Annotated in this window: 12 protein-coding genes; 6 read left to right on the top strand and 6 right to left on the bottom strand. The window is 65.4% G+C overall.

What is annotated here, in order from left to right; genetic code table 11:
• Positions 1–9 precede the first annotated feature (9 nt).
• Both F3N42_RS02765 and F3N42_RS02760 read left to right on the top strand, forming a co-directional pair.
• Complete coding sequence (locus F3N42_RS02765) at positions 10–1332, top strand: UDP-glucose dehydrogenase family protein (RefSeq protein WP_150862849.1); 1323 nt, start codon at positions 10–12, stop codon at positions 1330–1332.
• Between the two features lie 23 nt (positions 1333–1355).
• Complete coding sequence (locus F3N42_RS02760; RefSeq protein ID WP_150862848.1) at positions 1356–1913, top strand: DUF2058 family protein; 558 nt, start codon at positions 1356–1358, stop codon at positions 1911–1913.
• Positions 1914–2020: 107 nt separating this feature from the next.
• Here the strand turns inward: F3N42_RS02760 and metH are convergent, their stop codons facing one another.
• Both metH and F3N42_RS02750 read right to left on the bottom strand, forming a co-directional pair.
• Positions 2021–5725 (bottom strand): methionine synthase, encoded by a 3705-nt coding sequence (metH, locus tag F3N42_RS02755; RefSeq protein ID WP_150862847.1) that lies wholly within the window; start codon positions 5723–5725, stop codon positions 2021–2023.
• Entirely contained in the window at positions 5725–6678 is a 954-nt protein-coding gene (locus F3N42_RS02750; protein WP_224784649.1) for an ArsR/SmtB family transcription factor, read from the bottom strand. The genes metH and F3N42_RS02750 overlap by 1 nt, the downstream gene beginning before the upstream one ends.
• Positions 6679–6856: 178 nt before the next feature.
• On the opposite strand from F3N42_RS02750, the gene F3N42_RS02745 reads away from it, so the two are divergent.
• The 3 genes from F3N42_RS02745 to F3N42_RS02735 are packed head-to-tail and all read left to right on the top strand — an operon-like array spanning position 6857 to position 13787.
• The gene (locus F3N42_RS02745) at positions 6857–8020 is read left to right on the top strand and encodes an acyl-CoA dehydrogenase family protein (protein ID WP_150862846.1); all 1164 of its coding nucleotides are present in this window, start codon (positions 6857–6859) and stop codon (positions 8018–8020) included.
• A 23-nt stretch (positions 8021–8043) separates the two neighbouring features.
• Positions 8044–13023 carry an NAD-glutamate dehydrogenase gene (locus F3N42_RS02740; RefSeq protein ID WP_191621199.1) on the top strand — a complete coding sequence of 1660 codons (4980 nt, stop codon included), beginning with the start codon at positions 8044–8046 and terminating at the stop codon, positions 13021–13023.
• Positions 13023–13787 carry an NAD kinase gene (locus F3N42_RS02735; RefSeq protein WP_150862844.1) on the top strand — a complete coding sequence of 255 codons (765 nt, stop codon included), beginning with the start codon at positions 13023–13025 and terminating at the stop codon, positions 13785–13787. The genes F3N42_RS02740 and F3N42_RS02735 overlap by 1 nt, the downstream gene beginning before the upstream one ends.
• A gap of 4 nt (positions 13788–13791) precedes the next feature.
• Here F3N42_RS02735 and F3N42_RS02730 read toward each other — a convergent pair whose 3' ends face one another.
• Positions 13792–14649, bottom strand: coding sequence for a DMT family transporter (locus F3N42_RS02730; protein WP_150862843.1), 858 nt, complete (start codon positions 14647–14649; stop codon positions 13792–13794).
• A 49-nt stretch (positions 14650–14698) separates the two neighbouring features.
• Here F3N42_RS02730 and F3N42_RS02725 point away from each other — a divergent pair, with 49 nt between their 5' ends.
• Positions 14699–15613, top strand: a complete 915-nt coding sequence (locus F3N42_RS02725; protein ID WP_150862842.1) for a 5'-nucleotidase — start codon at positions 14699–14701, stop codon at positions 15611–15613.
• A gap of 84 nt (positions 15614–15697) precedes the next feature.
• Here the strand turns inward: F3N42_RS02725 and F3N42_RS02720 are convergent, their stop codons facing one another.
• From F3N42_RS02720 to F3N42_RS02710, 3 genes are read right to left on the bottom strand one after another with little or no spacing between them, the layout of a single operon-like run.
• A complete protein-coding gene (locus F3N42_RS02720; RefSeq protein WP_224784648.1) occupies positions 15698–17443 on the bottom strand; it encodes a M28 family metallopeptidase in 1746 nt (581 codons plus the stop codon).
• A 22-nt stretch (positions 17444–17465) separates the two neighbouring features.
• A complete protein-coding gene (murB, locus tag F3N42_RS02715; RefSeq protein WP_150862841.1) occupies positions 17466–18473 on the bottom strand; it encodes a UDP-N-acetylmuramate dehydrogenase in 1008 nt (335 codons plus the stop codon).
• The gene (locus tag F3N42_RS02710) at positions 18470–19495 is read right to left on the bottom strand and encodes a quinone-dependent dihydroorotate dehydrogenase (RefSeq protein ID WP_150862840.1); all 1026 of its coding nucleotides are present in this window, start codon (positions 19493–19495) and stop codon (positions 18470–18472) included. Before F3N42_RS02710 ends, murB begins: the two co-directional genes overlap by 4 nt.
• Positions 19496–19534: the final 39 nt, after the last annotated feature.

Below are 19534 nucleotides of genomic sequence, written 5' to 3'. Positions count from 1 at the left end.
TATTGAGTCATGCGAGTTTCAGTCATTGGTAGTGGGTATGTCGGCCTGGTCAGCGGTGCCGGCTTTTCGCAGGTCGGTCACAACGTGGTCTGCATGGACATCGACGCCAGCCGGGTCGAGCGCCTGTCACGCGGCGAGTGCACGATCTACGAGCCCGGCCTTGAGTCCATGCTGGTCGACAACCTTCGCCAGGGTCGCCTGGAATTCACGACATCCATGGACAAGGCCGTTGCCCACGCCGAGGTGTTGCTGATCGCGGTCGGCACGCCGCCCGGTGAAGATGGCTCGGCTGACCTGAGCTACGTGCTTGCCGTGGCCGAAGCGATCGGTGACCGGCTGGAGCAGCCCCTGCTCGTGGTAGTCAAGTCGACCGTGCCGGTGGGCACCTGCGACCGCGTGCGCCAGGCCGTGCAGGCACGCCTGGATGCGCGGGGCGCAGACGTGGCGTTCAGCGTGGCCTCGAACCCGGAATTCCTGGCCGAAGGCGTGGCGGTCAGTGACTTCATGCGTCCGGACCGGATCATTGCCGGTGTCGAGAACGAAGCGTCTGAAGACCTGTTGCGGGAACTCTACGCGCCGTTCAACCGAAACCACGAAAAGCTGATGTTCATGGACCTCCGCTCCAGCGAGCTGACCAAGTACGCGGCCAACGCGATGCTGGCGACACGCATCAGCGCTATGAACGAACTTGCCAATGTCGCCGAGCACGTCGGCGCCGATATCGAGAAGGTCCGGCTGGGCATCGGTTCAGACCCCCGCATCGGTTATTCATTTATCTACCCGGGTGCGGGTTATGGCGGCTCCTGTTTTCCCAAGGATGTGCGCGCGCTTTGCCGCACGGCCTCGGAGGCGGGCTACGAGACCCGCATCCTGGACGCGGTGGAGTCGGTCAACAATCGCCAGCGGCGCAAGGTGTTTGACCTGCTGTCACGACACTTTGGCGGCGACCTGGACGGCAGGCGTATCGCCATGTGGGGCCTGGCCTTCAAGCCGAATACCGATGACACGCGCGAGGCGCCGGCGCTGGTGGTGATCGATGCCCTGCTGGAAGCGGGCGCCACGATCCACGCCCATGACCCGAAGGCAAGGGACGTGGTCGCGGGCCTGTATCCCGATGAGCCGCGCCTGGTGCTGCACGAGAACCCTTACGAGGCTGCCGAGCAAGCCGAGGCCCTGGCGCTGGTCACCGAGTGGCGCCAGTACTGGGCGCCCGACTTCCGCCGCCTGGCCGAAACCATGGCCGCGCCGGTGCTGGTCGATGGTCGCAATATCTGGTCTCCGGACGTGGTGCGCGGACGCGGCTTCACTTACTATGCGATCGGACGCCCCTGAACACGCAAGACTGTTAGTGCACGATGAGTGATTCCCTGAAAGACCAGCTGATCGCGCTGGGCCTGGCCGAAGACAAGCCAAAACCGAAACGCCGTAAGCCATCCGGAAAGTCTCGTCATGCCCGCGGTAAGGCGGGTGGGAAAGCGGCCGCCGCAAAACCTGGCGGCAAGGGCGGCGAGATCTCGCTCGACCAGGCCTGGAAGCTGAAGGCGCGTGATGAGAAGCAAGCGGTCGCCGAGTCAAAGGCCCGCAAGCTGGAAATCGAACGAGAGCGCCGTCGAATCAATGGCGAGATCAAGGCGCTGGTCGAAGCCAACCGCCTGAACGACCCCAAGGCCGAGCTCAAGCGAAATTTCCTCTACAAGGATCGCATCCGCAGCGTATTGGTCACGTCGGAGCAACTGGCCGCACTCAATGCCGGTGAACTCGGACTGGTGTTCCTGCGTGGCAACTACCACCTGGTCAAGGCCGAAGTCGCCGAGCAGGCGAAGGCCATATCACCCGATCATGTCCCCGAACTCGCCGCCGCTGCCGATGACGCGGACGGCGACCACCCGGTACCCGACGACCTCGTTTGGTAACGGGTTACGCGTAACGCGTGACGCGTGACCCGGGCGGCTACGCCGCCCTACGTGACTAAACCCTCACAGCCTGCGATGTTTTTCCGTCACGCGTCACGCGTAACGCGTCACCCAAGGTTGTGGGGGAGTAGCCGCTTGACGTCGTCTGCTGATACGCCTTTTCTGGCAGCGTAGTCGATGACCTGGTCTTCGAGGATGTTGCCGACCACGAAGTACTGGCTGTCGGGATGGGCGAAGTAGTAGCCCGAAACCGAGGCGGCAGGCAGCATGGCGTAGCCGTCGGTCAGGGTCATGCCGGCGTTGGTGCCGGCGTCGAGCAGGTCGAACAGCTTGCGCTTTTCGCTATGCTCGGGGCAGGCCGGGTAGCCGGGGGCGGGGCGGATGCCCTGGTACTGCTCGTCGATCAGCGCCTCGTTGTTGAGTGACTCACTGGCGGCGTAGCCCCAGATTTCGCGGCGCACGCGGTGGTGCATGCGCTCGGCCAGGGCCTCGGCCAGGCGGTCGGCCAACGCTTTCAGCAGGATGGCCGAATAGTCGTCGTTGGCGTCTTCGAAGGCCTTGACGTGTTTCTCGATCCCCAGCCCCGCGGTCACTGCGAACAGGCCCATCCAGTCGTGCACGCCGGCGTCCTCCGGGGCGATGAAATCGGCCAGGCAGAAATGCGGCTGGCCCTGGGCCTTGTCTTTTTGCTGGCGCAGGAAACTGAAACGCTCCAGCACCTCTGAGCGGGTGTCATCGGTGTACAGCAAAACGTCGTCGCCCTCGGCGGCGGCGGGGTAGATGCCGACCACGGCACGGGCCGTGAACCAGCGCTCCTCGACCACGCGTTTGAGCATGGCCTGGGCGTCGTTGAACAGGCTGCTGGCGGTCTCGCCGACCACCTTGTCTTCGAGGATGGCGGGGTAGCGCCCGGCCAGTTCCCAGGACTGGAAGAACGGCGTCCAGTCGATGAAGTCCAGCAGGTCGTCCAGCGGGTAGTCCTCAAACACGGTCAGGCCGGGCCGCGCCGGGGCGACCGGCGGGTGGGCGTGGAAGTCGGGCTTGAACGCGTTGGCGCGTGCCTTTTTCAGCGACACCGGCGGACGGCGCTTGCTGCCGGCGGCGCGGCGCTGTCGAAGTGTCTCGTACTCGGCCGCGGTCTCGCGGCTGTAGATGTCGCGGTTGGCGGGCTCGACCAGCTTGCGGGCCACGCCGACGGCGCGCGAGGCGTCTTTCACCCAGAAGGCACCGTGGTCGTATTCAGGGTCGATGCGCAGCGCGGTGTGCATGCGCGAGGTGGTGGCGCCGCCGATCATCAGCGGCAGGCTCATGCCGCGGCGTTTCATTTCCGCGGCCACCAGGCGCATTTCCTCCAGCGACGGGGTGATCAGGCCGGACAGGCCGATCACGTCGACGTTCTCGGCCACGGCCGTGTCGAGGATTTTCTCGGCCGGCACCATCACGCCCAGGTCGATGACATCGAAGTGGTTGCAGCGCAGCACCACGCCGACGATGTTCTTGCCGATGTCGTGGACGTCGCCCTTCACGGTGGCCATCAATACCTTGTGGGCCTGGCGGTCGGGTTCGGCGGAGCGTTTCTTCTCTTCCTCGATGTAGGGGATCAGCACGGCCACGGCCTGCTTCATCACTCGCGCGCTCTTGACCACCTGGGGCAGGAACATCTTGCCGTCGCCGAACAGGTCGCCAACCACGTTCATGCCGTCCATCAGCGGGCCCTCGATGACATCCAGGGCGCGCGCGGCGGACTGCCGTGCCTCCTCGGTGTCTTCCTCGACGAAGCTGTTAATGCCCTTGACCAGCGCGTGCTGCAGGCGCTCGGCCACGGGCAGTTCGCGCCAGGCCAGCGCATCGCCGGCGTCCTCGCGCTTGCCCTGGAAGTCCTGGGCGATCTCCAGCAGCCGCTCGGCGGCGTCTTCGCGGCGCGCGAGCACCACGTCCTCGACAGCCTCGCGCAGCGCGGGGTCGATGGAATCGTAGACCTCCAGCTGGCCGGCGTTGACGATGCCCATGTCCATGCCCGCGGCAATGGCGTGGTACAGGAACACGGAATGGATGGCCTCGCGCACGCGGTCCTGGCCGCGGAACGAGAACGAGATATTGCTGACGCCCCCGGAAATCATCGCCCCGGGGCAGCGGCGCTTGATCTCACGCGTGGCCTCGATGAAATCGACGCCGTAGCGGTCGTGCTCGCTCATGCCGGTGGCGATGGCGAAAATGTTGGGGTCGAAGATGATGTCTTCGGGTGGGAAGCCGACCTCCTCGGTGAGGATTTTCCAGGCCCGCTCGCAGATATCGATGCGGCGCTGCACGGTGTCGGCCTGGCCTTCCTCGTCAAACGCCATGACGATGACCGCCGCGCCGTAGCGCAGGATGGTCTTCGCCTGTTCGATGAATGGCTCCACGCCTTCTTTCATGCTGATGGAGTTGACGATGCCCTTGCCCTGCAGGCAGGCCAGGCCCGCCTCCAGCACGTCCCAGCGCGAGGAATCGACCATCACGGGCACGCGGGCGATATCGGGCTCGGAGGCGATCTGGTTGAGGAACCGGGTCATGACGGCGACGCCGTCCAGCAGGCCTTCGTCGACATTGACGTCGATGACCTGGGCTCCGTTTTCAACCTGCTGGCGCGCGACCTCGACGGCGGCCTCGTAATCGTCGGCCTTGATCAGGCGACGGAAGGCGGCCGAACCGGTGACGTTGGTACGCTCGCCGACGTTGACGAAGTTCAGGTCCGGGGTCAGCGTCAGCGGTTCCAGTCCGGAAAGGCGGCAGAACGGTGACGGCTCCGGCGCTTTTCGGGGCTTCACATCCGCCACGGCTTCCGCAATCGCGCGGATATGGTCCGGCGTGGTGCCGCAGCAGCCGCCGACCAGGTTTAGCATGTTGGCTTCGGCGAACTCGCGCAGGATGGCCGCCATGTTTTCCGGCGTGTCGTCGTACTCGCCCAGGTCATTCGGCAGGCCGGCATTGGGGTGGGCGCTGACGGCGCACTCGGCCACGCGGCTGAGCTCCTGTGCCCACGGTCGCAGTTCCGGTGCGCCCAGGGCGCAGTTCAGGCCCACCGACAATGGCTTCGAATGGCGCACCGAATTCCAGAACGCGGCCACGGTCTGGCCGGACAGCGTACGCCCACTGGCATCGGTAATCGTGCCGGAAATCATCACCGGCAGGCGCGCGCCCAGGCGCTCGAATACTTCGTCGATGGCGAACAGCGCGGCCTTGGCGTTCAGCGTGTCGAAAATGGTTTCCACCATCAGCACGTCGGCGCCGCCCTCGACCAGGCCCTCGGCGGCCTCGGTGTAGGCCACGCGCAGTTCCTCGAAGGTGACATTGCGGAAATCCGGACGGTTCACGTCCGGCGACAGCGAGGCCGTGCGGTTGGTCGGACCCAGCACGCCGATCACCCAGCGCGGCTTGTCCGGGGTCTTCGAAGTGAACTCGTCGGCGGCCTGCCGTGCCAGCGCGGCGCCATCGCGGTTCAGGGCGTACACCTCCGGCTCCATGCCGTAATCGGCCTGCGAGATCGACGTCGAGTTGAAGGTGTTGGTTTCCAGCAGGTCGGCACCGGCATCCAGGAAGGCGCGGTGGATGTCCAGGATATGCTGCGGCGCGCTCAGCGTCAGCAGGTCGTTGTTGCCACGCTGGGGCAGGGCGGCGGCGGTGAAACGCTCGCCACGGTAGTCGTCCTCTTCCAGGCCCAGGGTCTGGATCATCGTGCCCATGGCGCCGTCCAGCACCAGGATTCGCTGTTTCAGTGCGGCGACCAGCGCCTCGGCGCGTTCGGGGTGGAGCCAGGGGAGTGTCGTGCTCATCAGTCGGTGTTCCGGGGTTTGTGCGCCAGCAGGGACAGCACTTCAAAATGGGGTGTTCGTTTCTCCACGGCGGCGATGTCGCACTGGTCCAGCTCAAGCCCGGCTTCGCGGCACAGCGTTTTCAGCTGCGTGGTGGAAAATCCCAGGTTGACGTGGCCATAGGGGGCAACGGCTTTTTCGTGGTCGTGGGCCTGCAGGGTCATGGCCAGCAGGCGGCCGCCGGCGCGCAGTACCCGGGCGACTTCTGAGAAAACCCGTGGTGCGCGGTCGGTATAGGTCAACGCATGGGTCAGCAGCACGGTATCGAAGCTGGCGTCGTCGAAGGGCAGGTCATGCATGTCGCCGTGTTCGAAGCGCACGTTGCTCACATCGGCCAGGCGCTCACGCCCGGCGGTGACCACACGCTCACTGATGTCCAGGCAGGTGATGCTGTCGCCCTGGCCGGCCAGCAGTTCGGCCAGCGCGCCGTCGCCCGAGGCCAGGTCCAGCACGTCCCCCAGTGACAGCAGCCGGGTCAACGCGCGGCCGGTGGCTTCCCAGGTTCGGCCCGGCGAGTAATGTCGTTCCATGTCGCCGGCCACGGCGTCCGCCCAGTTGCCGTTGCCGGTCCGGGCGGCCAGGACCTGCGGAATGCGCTCGCGGTCCATGCGCACCAGCGGGTCATCCGTGCCTTCACGCAGGATTGCCCACAACGCGGCCAGTGCCGGATCGCGCGGGTCGGCGCCCATGCGGTAGTACACCGACACGCCATCACGGCGGTCCGCCACCAGTTGGGCTTCCTTGAGCTTGGCCAGGTGCGTGGACACGCGTGGTTGCGCCAGTTGCGTAATGGCGGCCAGTTCGGCGACACTGAGCTCCTCGCGGTCGAGTAGCAGCAGCAGCCGCAGGCGCGTGCTGTCCGCCAGCAAACGGCAGTGTTGCGAGGCCTTTTCAAGATCCAGTTCGGTGCCCATGGCGGCGAATATATCTTTCTATCAAGATTCAGAGATAGATTAAGGTTAGCGGTAACGGGCCACAGCGTCAATGCGCGCCGTGGGGCCGGGCTCCAATGTGACCGCTATCAATGCGGTCGCGCACCTTAAGCACTATAATCCGCTCACCTTTTCACATGCCCACGAGTCAAGGTGTTACATGGATTTCACCCTTACCGAAGAGCAGCAGATGATCCAATCTGCGGCCCGAGATTTCGCCACGTCCGCCATCCAGCCCATTGCCGCCGATTTTGATGCCAGCGGCCAGTTTCCTGCCGAAACGATCGCCCAGATGGGTGAGCTCGGCCTGATGGGAATCGAGGTGCCCGAGGAATACGGCGGTGCCGGAATGGACCCGGTCAGCTACGTGCTGGCGATGATGGAGATCAGCGCCGCCGATGCCGCGCACGGCACCATCATGTCGGTCAACAACACGCTGTACTGCCACGGCATCCTGAAATACGGCACCGAGGCGCAGAAGCAGGCTTTCGTGACGCCCGTGGCCTCGGGCGAGGCCATTGGCGCCTACGCGCTGACCGAGCCACAATCCGGCTCCGACGCGGCCAATATGCGTTCGCGCGCCGTGCTCGCTGACGACGGCAGTCACTACGTGCTCAACGGCAAGAAGTCGTGGATCACCTCCGGACCGGTGGCGCGCTATGTCCTGGCGTTTGCACTGACGGACCCGGAAGCCGGCGCTCGCGGTGTGACCGCGTTCGTTGTCGATACCGAGGCAGAGGGTTTCGTTCGCGGCAAGACGGAGCCAAAACTGGGCATTCGCGCGTCGGCCACCTGCGAGATCGAGTTCGAGAACTATCGCTGCCCGGTGGAGAACCGGCTGGGCGAGGAAGGCGAGGGCTTCAAAATTGCGCTGGGCGTGCTCGACGCCGGCCGCATCGGTATCGCTGCGCAGGCGGTGGGTATTGCCACTGCGGCGTACGAGGCCTGCGTGGGCTGGGTGCAGGAGCGCCAGGCCTTTGGCCGCCCCATCGGTGAGTTCCAGATGATCCAGTCGAAGATTGCCGACATGAAGACCCGGCTGGAGGCCTCGCGACTGCTGGTGCTTAACGCGGCCTGCGCCAAGGCGCGCGCGAAGGCGTCCGGCGGTCGCTACACCACCGAGGCCAGCATGGCCAAGCTGTTCGCTTCGGAAACGGCCATGTTCATCGCCCACCAGGCGGTGCAGATCCATGGCGGCATGGGGTACAGCAAAGAACTGCCGGTGGAGCGCTATTTCCGCGACGCCAAGATTACCGAGATTTACGAAGGGACCAGCGAAATCCAGCGCATGGTCATCAGCCGCATGGAGACCGGGCTGCGCTAGGCGCAGTGCCGGTGGAGAGCATGATGGGCGAACTCAAGAGCATGGCCGCCGATGGGCAGGCCGAAGCGCGCAAGGCCGCATTGCTGAAGCAGGTCCAGGCCATCCTGGCGGAGCGGTCCAGCCCCAGCCGGGCGCCGCAGGCCGAGTACTTCGCGCAGGCCTTCCTGCGCCGTGTGCCGGGTGAAGAGCTGCGCAAGGTGTCGGCCGCGACCGCCGCCGCGGTCATCGACCAGCTGATGAAGTTTGCTGCCAGCCGGCCGCCGGGTGAGGCCCGGGTCAGGGTCTACAACCCCGAACAGAAGCGTGACGGCTGGACCAGCAAGCACACGATCGTCGAAATGGTGAACGATGACATGCCGTTTATCGTCGACACCGCGAACCTGGTGCTGGCTGAGCTCGGGGTCACCGTTCACCGGATGGTACATCCTGTGGTGCATATCGTCCGCGACAAGCGCGGCCGTGCACGTGGCTTCCATGCCACCGCCGATGGCAAGGGCGCGCCCGAGTCGATCATCCACATGGAGATTGACCGCCAGGGCGACGACAGGGACCTGGAAAAGATCGCCCAGAAACTGGACACCGCGCTGGCGCATGTCCGCGCCGCGGTGGAGGACTGGCCAGAAATGGTCCGCCGGGCCGACGAGGCGGTTTCCAGCCTGGAGAACTGGGCCGGCGCCTGTAACCAGGGTCTGCTGGACGAGTCACGCGAATTCCTGGAATGGATTCGCGACGACCATTTCATCTTCCTGGGCGCACGTGACTACACGGTCAAGCGCAGTAAGGGCGATTCCACGCTGAACGTAGTGGAGGGCTCCGGCCTGGGCCTGCTGCGCGAGAGCGGTCGCATGGTCCGCAGCCGGCCCTTGGCGACGCTGGCGGACGGCGCCATGACCGAGCGCGACCATCCGCTGATCGTCACCAAGACCCGCGCGCGCAGCACCGTGCACCGCAGCGGTTACATGGATTACATCGGCGTGCTGCAGTTCGACAAACGCGGCCGTATCGTTGGTGAGCGGCGTTTTATCGGACTGTTCACTTCCAATGCCTATTTCCGCCGCGTGAAGGACACGCCGCTACTGCGCCCGAAGGTCGAGCGCGTGCTGGAGGAGTCCAACCTGCGCCCGGGCTCGCATGCGCGTAAGTCACTGGTGCATATCCTCGAAACCCTGCCGCGCGACGACCTGCTGCAGGCCAGCGTCGAGGAAATATCCGACATCGCCCACGCGGTGCTGAACCTGCAGGACCGCAAGCGGGTGCGCCTGCTGGTGCGCCGGGAGCGTTTCAGCCGGTTTTTCTCGGCGCTGGTGTTCATCCCGCGCGATCACTTCAACACCGAGAACCGCGAGCGCATCCAGGAGATCCTGAAGCGCGCCTACCAGGGCGAGACGCTGGATTACGAGGTGCGTATTTCCGAATCGCCGCTGGCTCGCCTGCAGGTCATCATCCGGCCAAAAGCCGGCGCCGACCCGCAGCCGGACGTGGCCATGCTGGAGCAGAAACTGGTCGACGCCGTGCGCTCCTGGCATGACCACCTGGCGGATGCCTTGGTGCAGAAGTTCGGTGAGGACACTGGCCTGGCCTGGGCAGAGGCCTACGGCAAGGCATTCCCGGCAGCTTATGTGGAAGACGTGTCGCCCTGGGTCGCCAGCTACGATGTCGAGCGCATCGCCTCGCTGAAGGACGAAAACGACCTGCAGATGAGCCTGTACCGGCCGCGCCGCAAGGACGCCGGGCTGCTGCGCTTCAAGCTGTTCAAGCGTGGCCGCGCCATCCCGCTGTCCGAGGTGCTGCCGATCCTGGAAAACCTGGGCCTGAAGGTGCTGAATGAGCGCCCCTACCAGCTCGACTTCGCCGACGGCGACGACATCTGGGTGCAGGACTACGACATGACCTGGACGGGTCGCGGTGAACTGCCGCTGGATGTCGTCCGCGAGCCGTTTATCGAGGCCTTCGAGCAGGTCTGGCGTGGTGTCAGCACCAGCGACGGTTTCAACCGCCTGGTACTGGCCTGCCGGCTGCACTGGCGGCAGGTCAAGGTGCTGCGCGCCTACTGCAAGTACCTGCTGCAGACCGGCATGCCGTTTTCGCTCGATTACATGGCGGCGACCATGGCGCGGCACCCGGTGCCGGCGCGCCTGCTGGTGGAACTGTTCGAGGCCTATTTCGACCCCGCCCGTGACGACGAGAGTGACTACCGCCGTGACCTGGCGGCGAAGCATCTGGCGCGCGACCTGGAACGCGTGCTGCCGGCCGAAGGTGAAGGCGATTCGGTGCTGACCGAGTACCTGCAGGACGTTGTCGACCAGCGTGGTGCGGGCGACCGTGCGGCGGCGGCAAAATCACTGCGTCGCGCCTTCCGCCGCTCGCTGAACGCCGTGCGCAGCATCGACGAAGACCGCATCCTGCAGGCATTTTTCGGCATCATCCGCGCCACGTTGCGGACCAACTGCTTCCAGCTGAACGGGAGCGGCGGGAATCACGATTACATCAGCTTCAAGTTCGACTCGTCGAAGGTGCCGGAACTGCCACGGCCAAGGCCGTACCGTGAGATCTGGGTATTCTCGCCGCGCGTGGAGGGCATTCACCTGCGCATGGGCCCCATTGCCCGCGGTGGCCTGCGTTGGTCCGACCGCCCGGAGGATTTCCGCACCGAGGTGCTGGGCCTGATGAAGGCGCAGAACGTCAAGAACACCATGATCGTGCCGGTGGGTGCCAAGGGCGGTTTCGTGCCGCGAAGGCTGCCGGAGAACGGCGGTCGAGACGCGGTCATCGCCGAGGGCACGGCCTGCTACAAGGTGTTCATCAACGCGCTGCTGGACATCACCGACAACCTGGACGGCGAGACCGTGGTGCCGCCGAAGGACGTCGTCCGTCGCGACCCGGACGACCCGTACCTGGTGGTCGCCGCCGACAAGGGCACGGCGACGTTTTCCGATATTGCCAACGGCATCGCGCAATCGCGCGGGTTCTGGCTGGGTGACGCCTTCGCCTCCGGCGGCTCGGTGGGCTACGACCACAAAGGCATGGGCATCACCGCGAAGGGCGCCTGGGAAGGCGTTAAGCGGCATTTCCGCGAAATGGGCACCGATATCCAGTCCGAGCCGTTCACCGTGGTCGGCATCGGCGACATGTCCGGTGACGTGTTCGGCAACGGCATGCTGCTGTCGAAGCACATCCGCCTGCGTGCGGCCTTCAATCACCTGCATATCTTTATTGATCCGGAGCCGGATGAAGCGGCCGGTTACAAGGAGCGCCGCCGCCTGTTCCGGCTGCCGCGATCGGGCTGGACGGATTACGACCCCGCGCTGATTTCCGCGGGTGGTGGGGTGTTTTCGCGGCAGGAAAAGAGCGTGCCGGTCAGCCGCCAGGTGCGTGAGTGGCTGGGCATCGAGGACACCGAGTTGCCACCGGACGAGCTGATTTCCGCGCTGCTGAAAGCGCCCGTCGACCTGTTGTGGAACGGCGGTATCGGCACCTACGTGAAGTCATCGCGCGAGAGCAATTCGGACGTTGGTGACCTGGCCAACAACCCGCTGCGCGTGAATGGTAACCAGCTGCGCTGCCGCGTGGTGGGTGAGGGCGGCAACCTGGGCCTGACCCAACTGGGCCGGATCGAGTATGCCCGCGCCGGTGGCCGGGTCAATACCGATTTCATCGATAACTCGGCCGGTGTGGATTGTTCTGACCACGAGGTCAATATCAAGATCCTGCTGGAGCAGGCACGCGAGGCCGGCACGCTGTCACTGGACGACCGCAACGCGCTGCTGGCGGCAATGACCGACGAGGTATCGGAGCTGGTACTGCGTAGCAACTACCTGCAGACCCAGGCCATCTCCATGATGGAACGGCTCTCGGCCGACCGGCTGGGCGCCAAGCAGCGCTTCATCGGCGTACTCGAGGACCAGGGCCTGCTCGACCGGGACCTGGAGTTCCTGCCGGACGACGATGAGCTGACAGACCGCCGCCAGCGCGGCGAGGGCCTGTTGCGGCCGGAGCTCTCGGTGCTGCTCTCCTACGCCAAGATCCGCCTGTACCAGGAGTTGCTGGATTCCGATGTGCCGGAAGACCCGTTCCTGTCGGCCGAACTGCCGCGCTACTTCCCCGAGCCGCTGCGCGAGCCGTATGGCGACCTGATGCTGACCCATCGGCTGAAGCGGGAAATCGTCGCCACCCAGGTGACCAACAGCCTGGTCAATCGCATGGGCGTGTCGTTCGTGCTGCGCATGCGCGACGATACCGGCGCCTCGTCGCCGGAAGTGGCGCGCGCGTACACGGTGGCCCGCGAGTTGCTGGATGCGCGCGACTTCTGGCTGCGGGTGGAATCGGCCGACAACAAGGTCGCGGCAACCGTACAGCTCGATGCCCTGCTGGTGATGTGGCAGCAGCTGCGCCAGGTCACCCGCTGGGTGGCCAATCGCAAGGGCGGTGCCGATGACATCGAGGCCGTGATCGAGCGGTTGCGGCCAGGCTTCGAAACCATGCAGAAAGCGTTGTTGCGCTCGCTGCACGACGATGAGCGCGCGCGTTTCGAGGCCGACGAGGCCCGCTTTATCGAAGCAGGGTTCGCCAGGCGCTTCAGCCGCCGTATCGCCATGCTGCCGTTCCTGCCGCCAATCCTTGACGTGGTTGAAACCTCGGTACGCCTTGGCGTGGAAGTCGGCGTGGTCGCCGATGTCTACCGGGGGCTGGGTGACGACCTGTCGCTGCGCTGGCTGCGTGTCCAGGTCGAACGCCTGGTGGTCACCAGCCAGTGGCAGGCCCAGGCGCGTGGAAACCTGCGTGACGAGCTTTTCGAGCACCACCGCGAACTGGCCGAGATCGTCATTCGCACCCACGGCAAGGCCGATGACCCGCTGGCGGACTGGAAGGCCGCGCACGCGGGCCCGGTCGACCGGGTCGTGGACATGATGGCCGATATGCGTAAACTGCCGGACATGGATTACGCCACCGTTTCCGTTGCCGTGCATTCGCTGGACCAGCTACTGACCACGGCCGACAGTTGATGGGGCGGCGCAGCATCCACTTTGTCGCCAGCCCCGGGCGGCGGGATGACCCCGCCGTCGAGGCCCTGGTCGAACGTTACGGCCAGGCGCCGCTGGCCGAGGCCGATGTCATCGTCGCACTGGGTGGCGATGGGTTCATGCTGCACACCCTGCACCGGATGATCGAGACGGACCTGCCGGTCTACGGCATGAAGACCGGCAACGTCGGCTTCCTGATGAACCGGTTCGAGAAGGATGGATTAAGCGAGCGGCTCTGCGCGGCCCAGGAAGTGTCCCTGTACCCGCTGAAGATGCGCGCGGAAACCACTACAGGCGAAATCCACGAAGCGCTGGCCATCAACGAGGTCTCGCTGCTGCGCCAGTCCAACCAGGCCGCGCACCTGCGTGTGCTGGTCAATGGCGCCGTCAAGGTCGAGCAGCTGGTCAGCGACGGTATCCTGCTGTCGACCACGGCCGGCAGTACGGCCTACAACTTTTCCGTACGCGGCCCGATCCTGCCGCTGGGCACCGAGGCGCTGGCGCTGACGCCCATCAGCCCGTTCCGGCCGCGCCGCTGGCGTGGCGCCGTGCTGCCGGCATCGGCGCAGGTGAGTTTCGAGGTATTGAACCCGGAGAAGCGGCCCGTCAGCGCCACGGCGGACGCCTTCGAGGTCAGGGATATCGCGCGGGTCGATATCCACGAAGAACGCGATACCTCATTGCGCCTGCTGTTCGACCCGGACCATTCGCTGGAAGAGCGAATCCTGAACGAGCAGTTTCTCTAGGCGCTCACGGTACCTTCGGTGCTGCTTTGCGCTTGCTGACCAGGAACAGCGCCACTCCGCCCAGTATCGCCACTGAGGCCAGGACCAGGCGGGTCGAAACGGCTTCGCCGAGCAGGAGTACGCCACCGGCAGCGGTCAGTACCGGTACCGACAGTTGCATGATGGCCGCTGACATGGCTCTCAGGTGGGGCAGGGCCATGTACCAGATGGCGTAACCCAGCCCGGAGGCCAGGGCGCCTGATGCGATGGCGTAGCCGATGCCGGTTGCATCGACGTCGAAATCACGGATCATGACCAGGCCCAAAGGGGCCGCGATCAGCGTGGCGCGGATGAAGTTTCCGGCGGTGTCCCGGGTGGGGTTGCGAGCACCGCGTCCGCGCAGTGAGTAGATGCCCCAGGCGAGACCGGCGGCCAGCATTAACATTGCGCCCGGCAATGAAGGCGCCTGTGCTCCCGGCAGCAACAGCCATACCAGGCCACCGGCCGCGAGCAGGACGCCAATTACCTGGTATCCATTGGCCCGTTCACCGACCCATAGCCCGTAACCGATCATCGTTAACTGCACAGCCCCGAAAAGGATCAGCGCCCCCATGGCGGCCGCCAGTTCGAGATAGGCAAACGAGAATCCCGCTGCATAGATGAACAAAGTGGCGGCTGATATCCAGTCGCCGCCCAGCCCCGCCCGTATCCGCCCTGGAAATACGAGCACGGCCAGGAATGCCGCCCCCGAAGCCAGCCTGACCAGCGTGAAGGTCGCCGCATCGATGGCTCCGCCTGCCAGCGCCACGCGGCAGAGCAGGGAGTTGCCGGCGAAGGCGAGCATGGCCAGTATGGAGATTGCCACGAGGCGACTGGGGGGCATGATTTCGACTCTATCAGCTTTTGAGAATCAGCTCGGTTAAAGTAATGCCATGAACGACGAAAAGGTACAAAACCTGCACCCGCGGCCCCTGGTGGTGGCGATCTCCTCGCGCGCGCTGTTTGACCTGGAGCGTAGCCACGAGGTCTTCGAGGCAGAGGGCCTGCAGGCCTACCAGCGCTACCAGCTCGACCGCGAGGACGAGGTTCTTTCGCCCGGTGTGGCGTTCCCTCTGGTCAAGAAGCTGCTGGCCCTGAACGACGATGGCGTCGAGCACCCCGGCGTCGAAGTCATCCTGGCCTCGCGCAACAGCGCCGATACCGGCCTGCGCATCTTCAACACCATCGAGCATCACGGGTTGCACGTCGAGCGCGCGGTGTTCACGAATGGCGAGCCGCCGGACCGCTACATGAAGGCTCTGGGCGCAGACCTGTTCCTGTCGACCCATGTCGATGACGTGCGCAATGTGCTCGCGGCCGGTTTCGCCGCGGCGATGGTCTTGCCGGGCGCGGCCTCGGGCCGCCAGAATGGGCAGCTGCGTATCGCTTTCGATGGTGACGCCGTGGTGTTCAGCGACGAGGCCGAGCGCATCTACCAGGCCGAGGGGCTGGAAGCATTCTCAAAAAGCGAGCGCGAGGCCGCCGGCCGGCCGCTGAACGGCGGGCCGTTCAAACGCATGTTGCAGGTGCTGCACGAGATCCAGTCGGCGTACCCCATTGAAGACAACCCGATCCGCACCGCGCTGGTCACGGCACGCTCGGCGCCGGCGCACAAGCGCGTCATCCTGACGCTGCGTGAATGGGGCATCCGTATCGACGAGGCGTTGTTTTTGGGTGGCAAGTCCAAGGGGCCGTTCCTGGCTGCTTTCGGCGCGGATATCTTCTTCGATGACCAGCTCACCCATATCGAGTCGGCGCGGCCGCACGTGGCGTCCGGCCATGTGCCGCACGGGGTGGTCAACGAGTAGGGGGTGTCCGGCGGGCTTCGCCGGAAATGACCGCCGGGGCACGATGGCCCCGGCGGGTACGATGTGATCGTCAGGATTCGGCGCTTACTCGGCCAGCGAGGCGTCGCGAATGGCCTTGAACTCGTTGCCTTCATTCCAGGCCGGCCACTGGTCGCTGTCGGCCACGTTCAGGCCGATGCGGAAGAACAGCCGCATGTCCTCGACCGCCGCGTCGATATCCCAGTCATCGATGATTTCGTCGGCGACGCCGTGGTAACGCTCGGCGCGGTACGCCGCCTTGTAATCGGCAATGGCCTGGCTGTCGCCGTCACGGGCCACCGTGCCGCCCTTGGCGTACAGGATCGGCACACCCTTCTTGGCGAAGTTAAAGTGGTCGGAGCGGTAGTAGTAACCGGCCTCCGGCGTCGCCTCGGGGGTCAGCGTGCGCCCGTAGTGCTTCGCCTCGGTGGCCAGGATGTCCTCCATCTCCGAGCCGCCGAAACCGACCACCTCGATGTCGTTCACCAGGCCGGCGAAATTCAGCACGTCCATGTTGATGCCGGCGACGGTCTTGTTCATCGGCCAGGCCGGGTTGGCGGCGTAGGCCTTTGAACCCAGCAGGCCGGATTCTTCCGCGGTGACGGCCAGGAAACCGACAGTGCGCTCGGGCGCGGTCGGCAGCGCCTTGAACGCGCGAGCCACTTCGATCAGCGCCGCGGTGCCGCTGGCGTTGTCTTCGGCGCCGTTGTAGATGAAATCACCCTCGGCGCCGTCTTCATGCGGCATGACGCCCAGGTGGTCCCAGTGGCCCATGTAGATGAACATCTCGTCGGGGCGTTCGGCACCGGGGATCACCGCACCGATATTGAATGATTCGGCATGTTCCAGCGTGTTGCGAATGGGTGCGGTGGCGGTCACCCCAAGCGGCTCCAGCGTCACGGACGATTCGGCTGCCGCGGCGGTCATCGCGGCCAGGTCCTTGCCGGCGGCAGTAAAAATTTCCTGCGCGACTTCATGCCGGACCCAGCCTTCCAGGGCCAGGTTGCCTGCGTTGCCGTCGGCGCTGGCCAGGTGGAACTGCGGGCCGGTCCAGCTGCCCTCGACCACGTTCCAGCCATAGGAGGCCGGCTCGGTCTGGTGAACGATGATTGCGCCCGCCGCACCCTGGCGCGCAGCCTCTTCATACTTGTAGGTCCAGCGGCCGTAGTAGGTCATCTTGTTGCCGTTGAACAGGTCCGGGTTGCCGGTGGCGTAGCCCGGGTCATTGACCAGCACCACGACGGTCTTGCCGGCCACATCCAGGCCCTCGTAGTCGTTCCAGTCGTATTCCGGCGCGACGATGCCGTAGCCCGCCCACACCAGCTCGCTGGCGTCCAGGCCGGTTTCCTCGACCACGCGCGAGGTGCCGAAAACGGCATCGGCGCCGTAGGCGTACACGGTGGTGTTGCCGTCGGCGGCGGTGATGGTCAGCGCGGTGTCGCTGTCGGCCTCGATGGAGACCAGCGGCACTGGCTGGCGGTAGCTGTCACCGAACATCGGCTCCAGCCCCAGCGCCTTGAACTCGGCTTCGAGGAAATCCAGGGTCAGGCGTTCGCCCTCGGACATTGGTGCGCGACCACCGAATTCATCGGAGGCCAGCGCGCCGATACTGGTCATCAGGCTGTCGCCACTGATCGCAGCCGCGGCGACATCGGCCGTGGTTTCGGCACTGACAGGCGCAGGCTCTATGGCTTCCACGGCGGCCGGCTCAACAGGCGCGGCTGTCGTGGTGGTGGCGTCTTCGCTTTTGCTGCAGGCGCTCAGCGCCAGGGCGGCGAGGGCAATGAACAAGGGGGTTCTGGTGATGTGCACATTAATCTCCGTCTTTGCGGTTTCAGTGTTCATGGCCCGGGAATTCGATCACCCGGGGTTCGTTTTCAAGGGTCACGCCGAAGGTTTCCGCGACACTGTCGCGTACCCGCCAGGCCAGGTCGACCAGCTGCCGCCCGGTGGCGCTGCCGTGGTTGACCAGCACCAGGGCATGCTGCTCCGAGATGCCGGCGTCGCCGTCGCGGAAGCCTTTCCAGCCGCAATGCTCGATCATCCAGCCGGCGCTCAGCTTGGCCTGGCCGTCAGCGGCGGGATAGACCGGCAGCCCGGCAAAACGGCCGCGCAGGTCGTCGGCCAGGCCGTCCTCGATGACCGGGTTGCGGAAGAAGCTGCCGGCATTGCCGATAACGGCGGGGTCGGGCAGCTTGCTTTGCCGGACGCGGGAGACCGCGTCGCTGACATCCCGGGCCGTGGGCTTGTCGATGCCGGCTTCGGCCAGCGCGGTGGCCAGGCCGGGATAATCCAGTCGCGGTGTGAACGGCCGGGATAACCGCAGCCGTATGGCCGTAACCAGGTAGCGATCGGGCTCGCCGGTCTTGAAGTGGCTGTCACGGTACCCGAAGCGGCAATCGGTGACGCTGAACGTACGCATCGAGCCCGTACGCCAGTCCCAGGCGTCCAGGCTGACCAGGTGGTCGGCCAGTTCGACGCCATAGGCGCCGATATTCTGCATCGGGGCCGCACCGGCCAGGCCGGGGATCAGTGACAGGTTTTCCAGCCCACTTAGGCCCTGGTCCAGGGTCCAGCGCACCAGGTCGTGCCAGCGCTCACCGCCGGCAGCCTCGACAACCACGCTATCGCCGTCGTCATCAAGGATTCTTCGCCCGCTAAGCCGGTTCAGGATGACCGTGCCGGGTACGTCACCCGCGAGCAGCACATTGCTGCCTTCGCCGAGTACCAGGTCGCGCGCTGGGTCGAATTCAGTGTCAGCCAGGTCCTGCGGCCGTGAAAGGGTGATGAGGTGCTCGGCCCGGGCATCGACGCCCAGGGTGTTGAAGGGCTTCAGCCTCATGCGTTCCCGCGCGCGGCCTTCACGCCCCGCGCGGCTTCCGCCACCAGGGTGGGGCCGCGGTAGACGAAGCCCGTGTAGAACTGCACCAGGTCGGCGCCGGCCCTGATCTTCATGGCGGCGTCGCGGCCACTGGCGATTCCACCGACGCCGATCAGCGCGATGTCACGGGGCAGGGCGTCCCGCAGCGCGGCCAGGATTGCGGTGGACGACTCCAGCAGCGGGCGACCGGACAGGCCGCCGGTTTCCTCGGCGTGTTTCAGGCCCTGCACGCCGTCACGGCTGATGGTGGTGTTGGTGGCGATCACCGCGTCCATCTGGTGTCGCGACACGGCCGCGGCGATGGCGGTGACGGCCTCGCTGTCCAGGTCCGGCGCCACTTTCACGGCAATCGGCACGCGCCGGCCATGGTCGCCGGCCAGGTCACGGCGGCGGTTGGCCAGCGTGCGCAGCAGCTGGTTCAGCGCCTCTTCGCCCTGCAGGTCGCGCAGGCCGCGCGTGTTGGGCGAGGAGATGTTCACCGTGATGTAGTCGGCGTGCGGATAGACGGCGTTGAAGCAGGCCAGGTAGTCGTCGACCGCCTTCTCGTTCGGCGTATCGAAATTCTTGCCGATGTTGATGCCCAGCACGCCATCGAAAGTTCGTTTGGTTACCTGGCCGACGAGGTGATCGACGCCCTTGTTGTTGAAGCCGAGGCGATTGATCATCGCCCCGGCCTTTTCAAGGCGGAAGATGCGCGGTTTGGGGTTGCCCGGCTGCGGCCGCGGCGTCACGGTGCCGACCTCGATAAAGCCGAAACCCAGGTCGCCCAGCGCGTCGATATAGTCGCCGTTCTTGTCCATGCCGGCTGCCAGGCCGGCGCCGTTGGCGAACTCCAGCCCCATGACCCGCAGCGGCGCGTCGACACGCGGATACATCCTTTTCGCCGCGCCCAGCGCATGACTCTTCGCCAGCCCTTCCAGCGCCAGTTCATGCGCCTTCTCAGCCGGCAGCTGAAACAACGCCTTGCGAATCACACCAAACACGACATCTCCACTCCTTCCGCCTTCCTCCTCACGCCTACC

The sequence above is a fragment of the Marinihelvus fidelis genome (genome assembly GCF_008725655.1).
GTDB classification, from domain to species: Bacteria; Pseudomonadota; Gammaproteobacteria; order Xanthomonadales; family SZUA-36; genus Marinihelvus; species Marinihelvus fidelis.
Note: the sequence above shows the minus strand (reverse complement) of the source record. Positions and strands in the feature narration are given on the sequence as shown.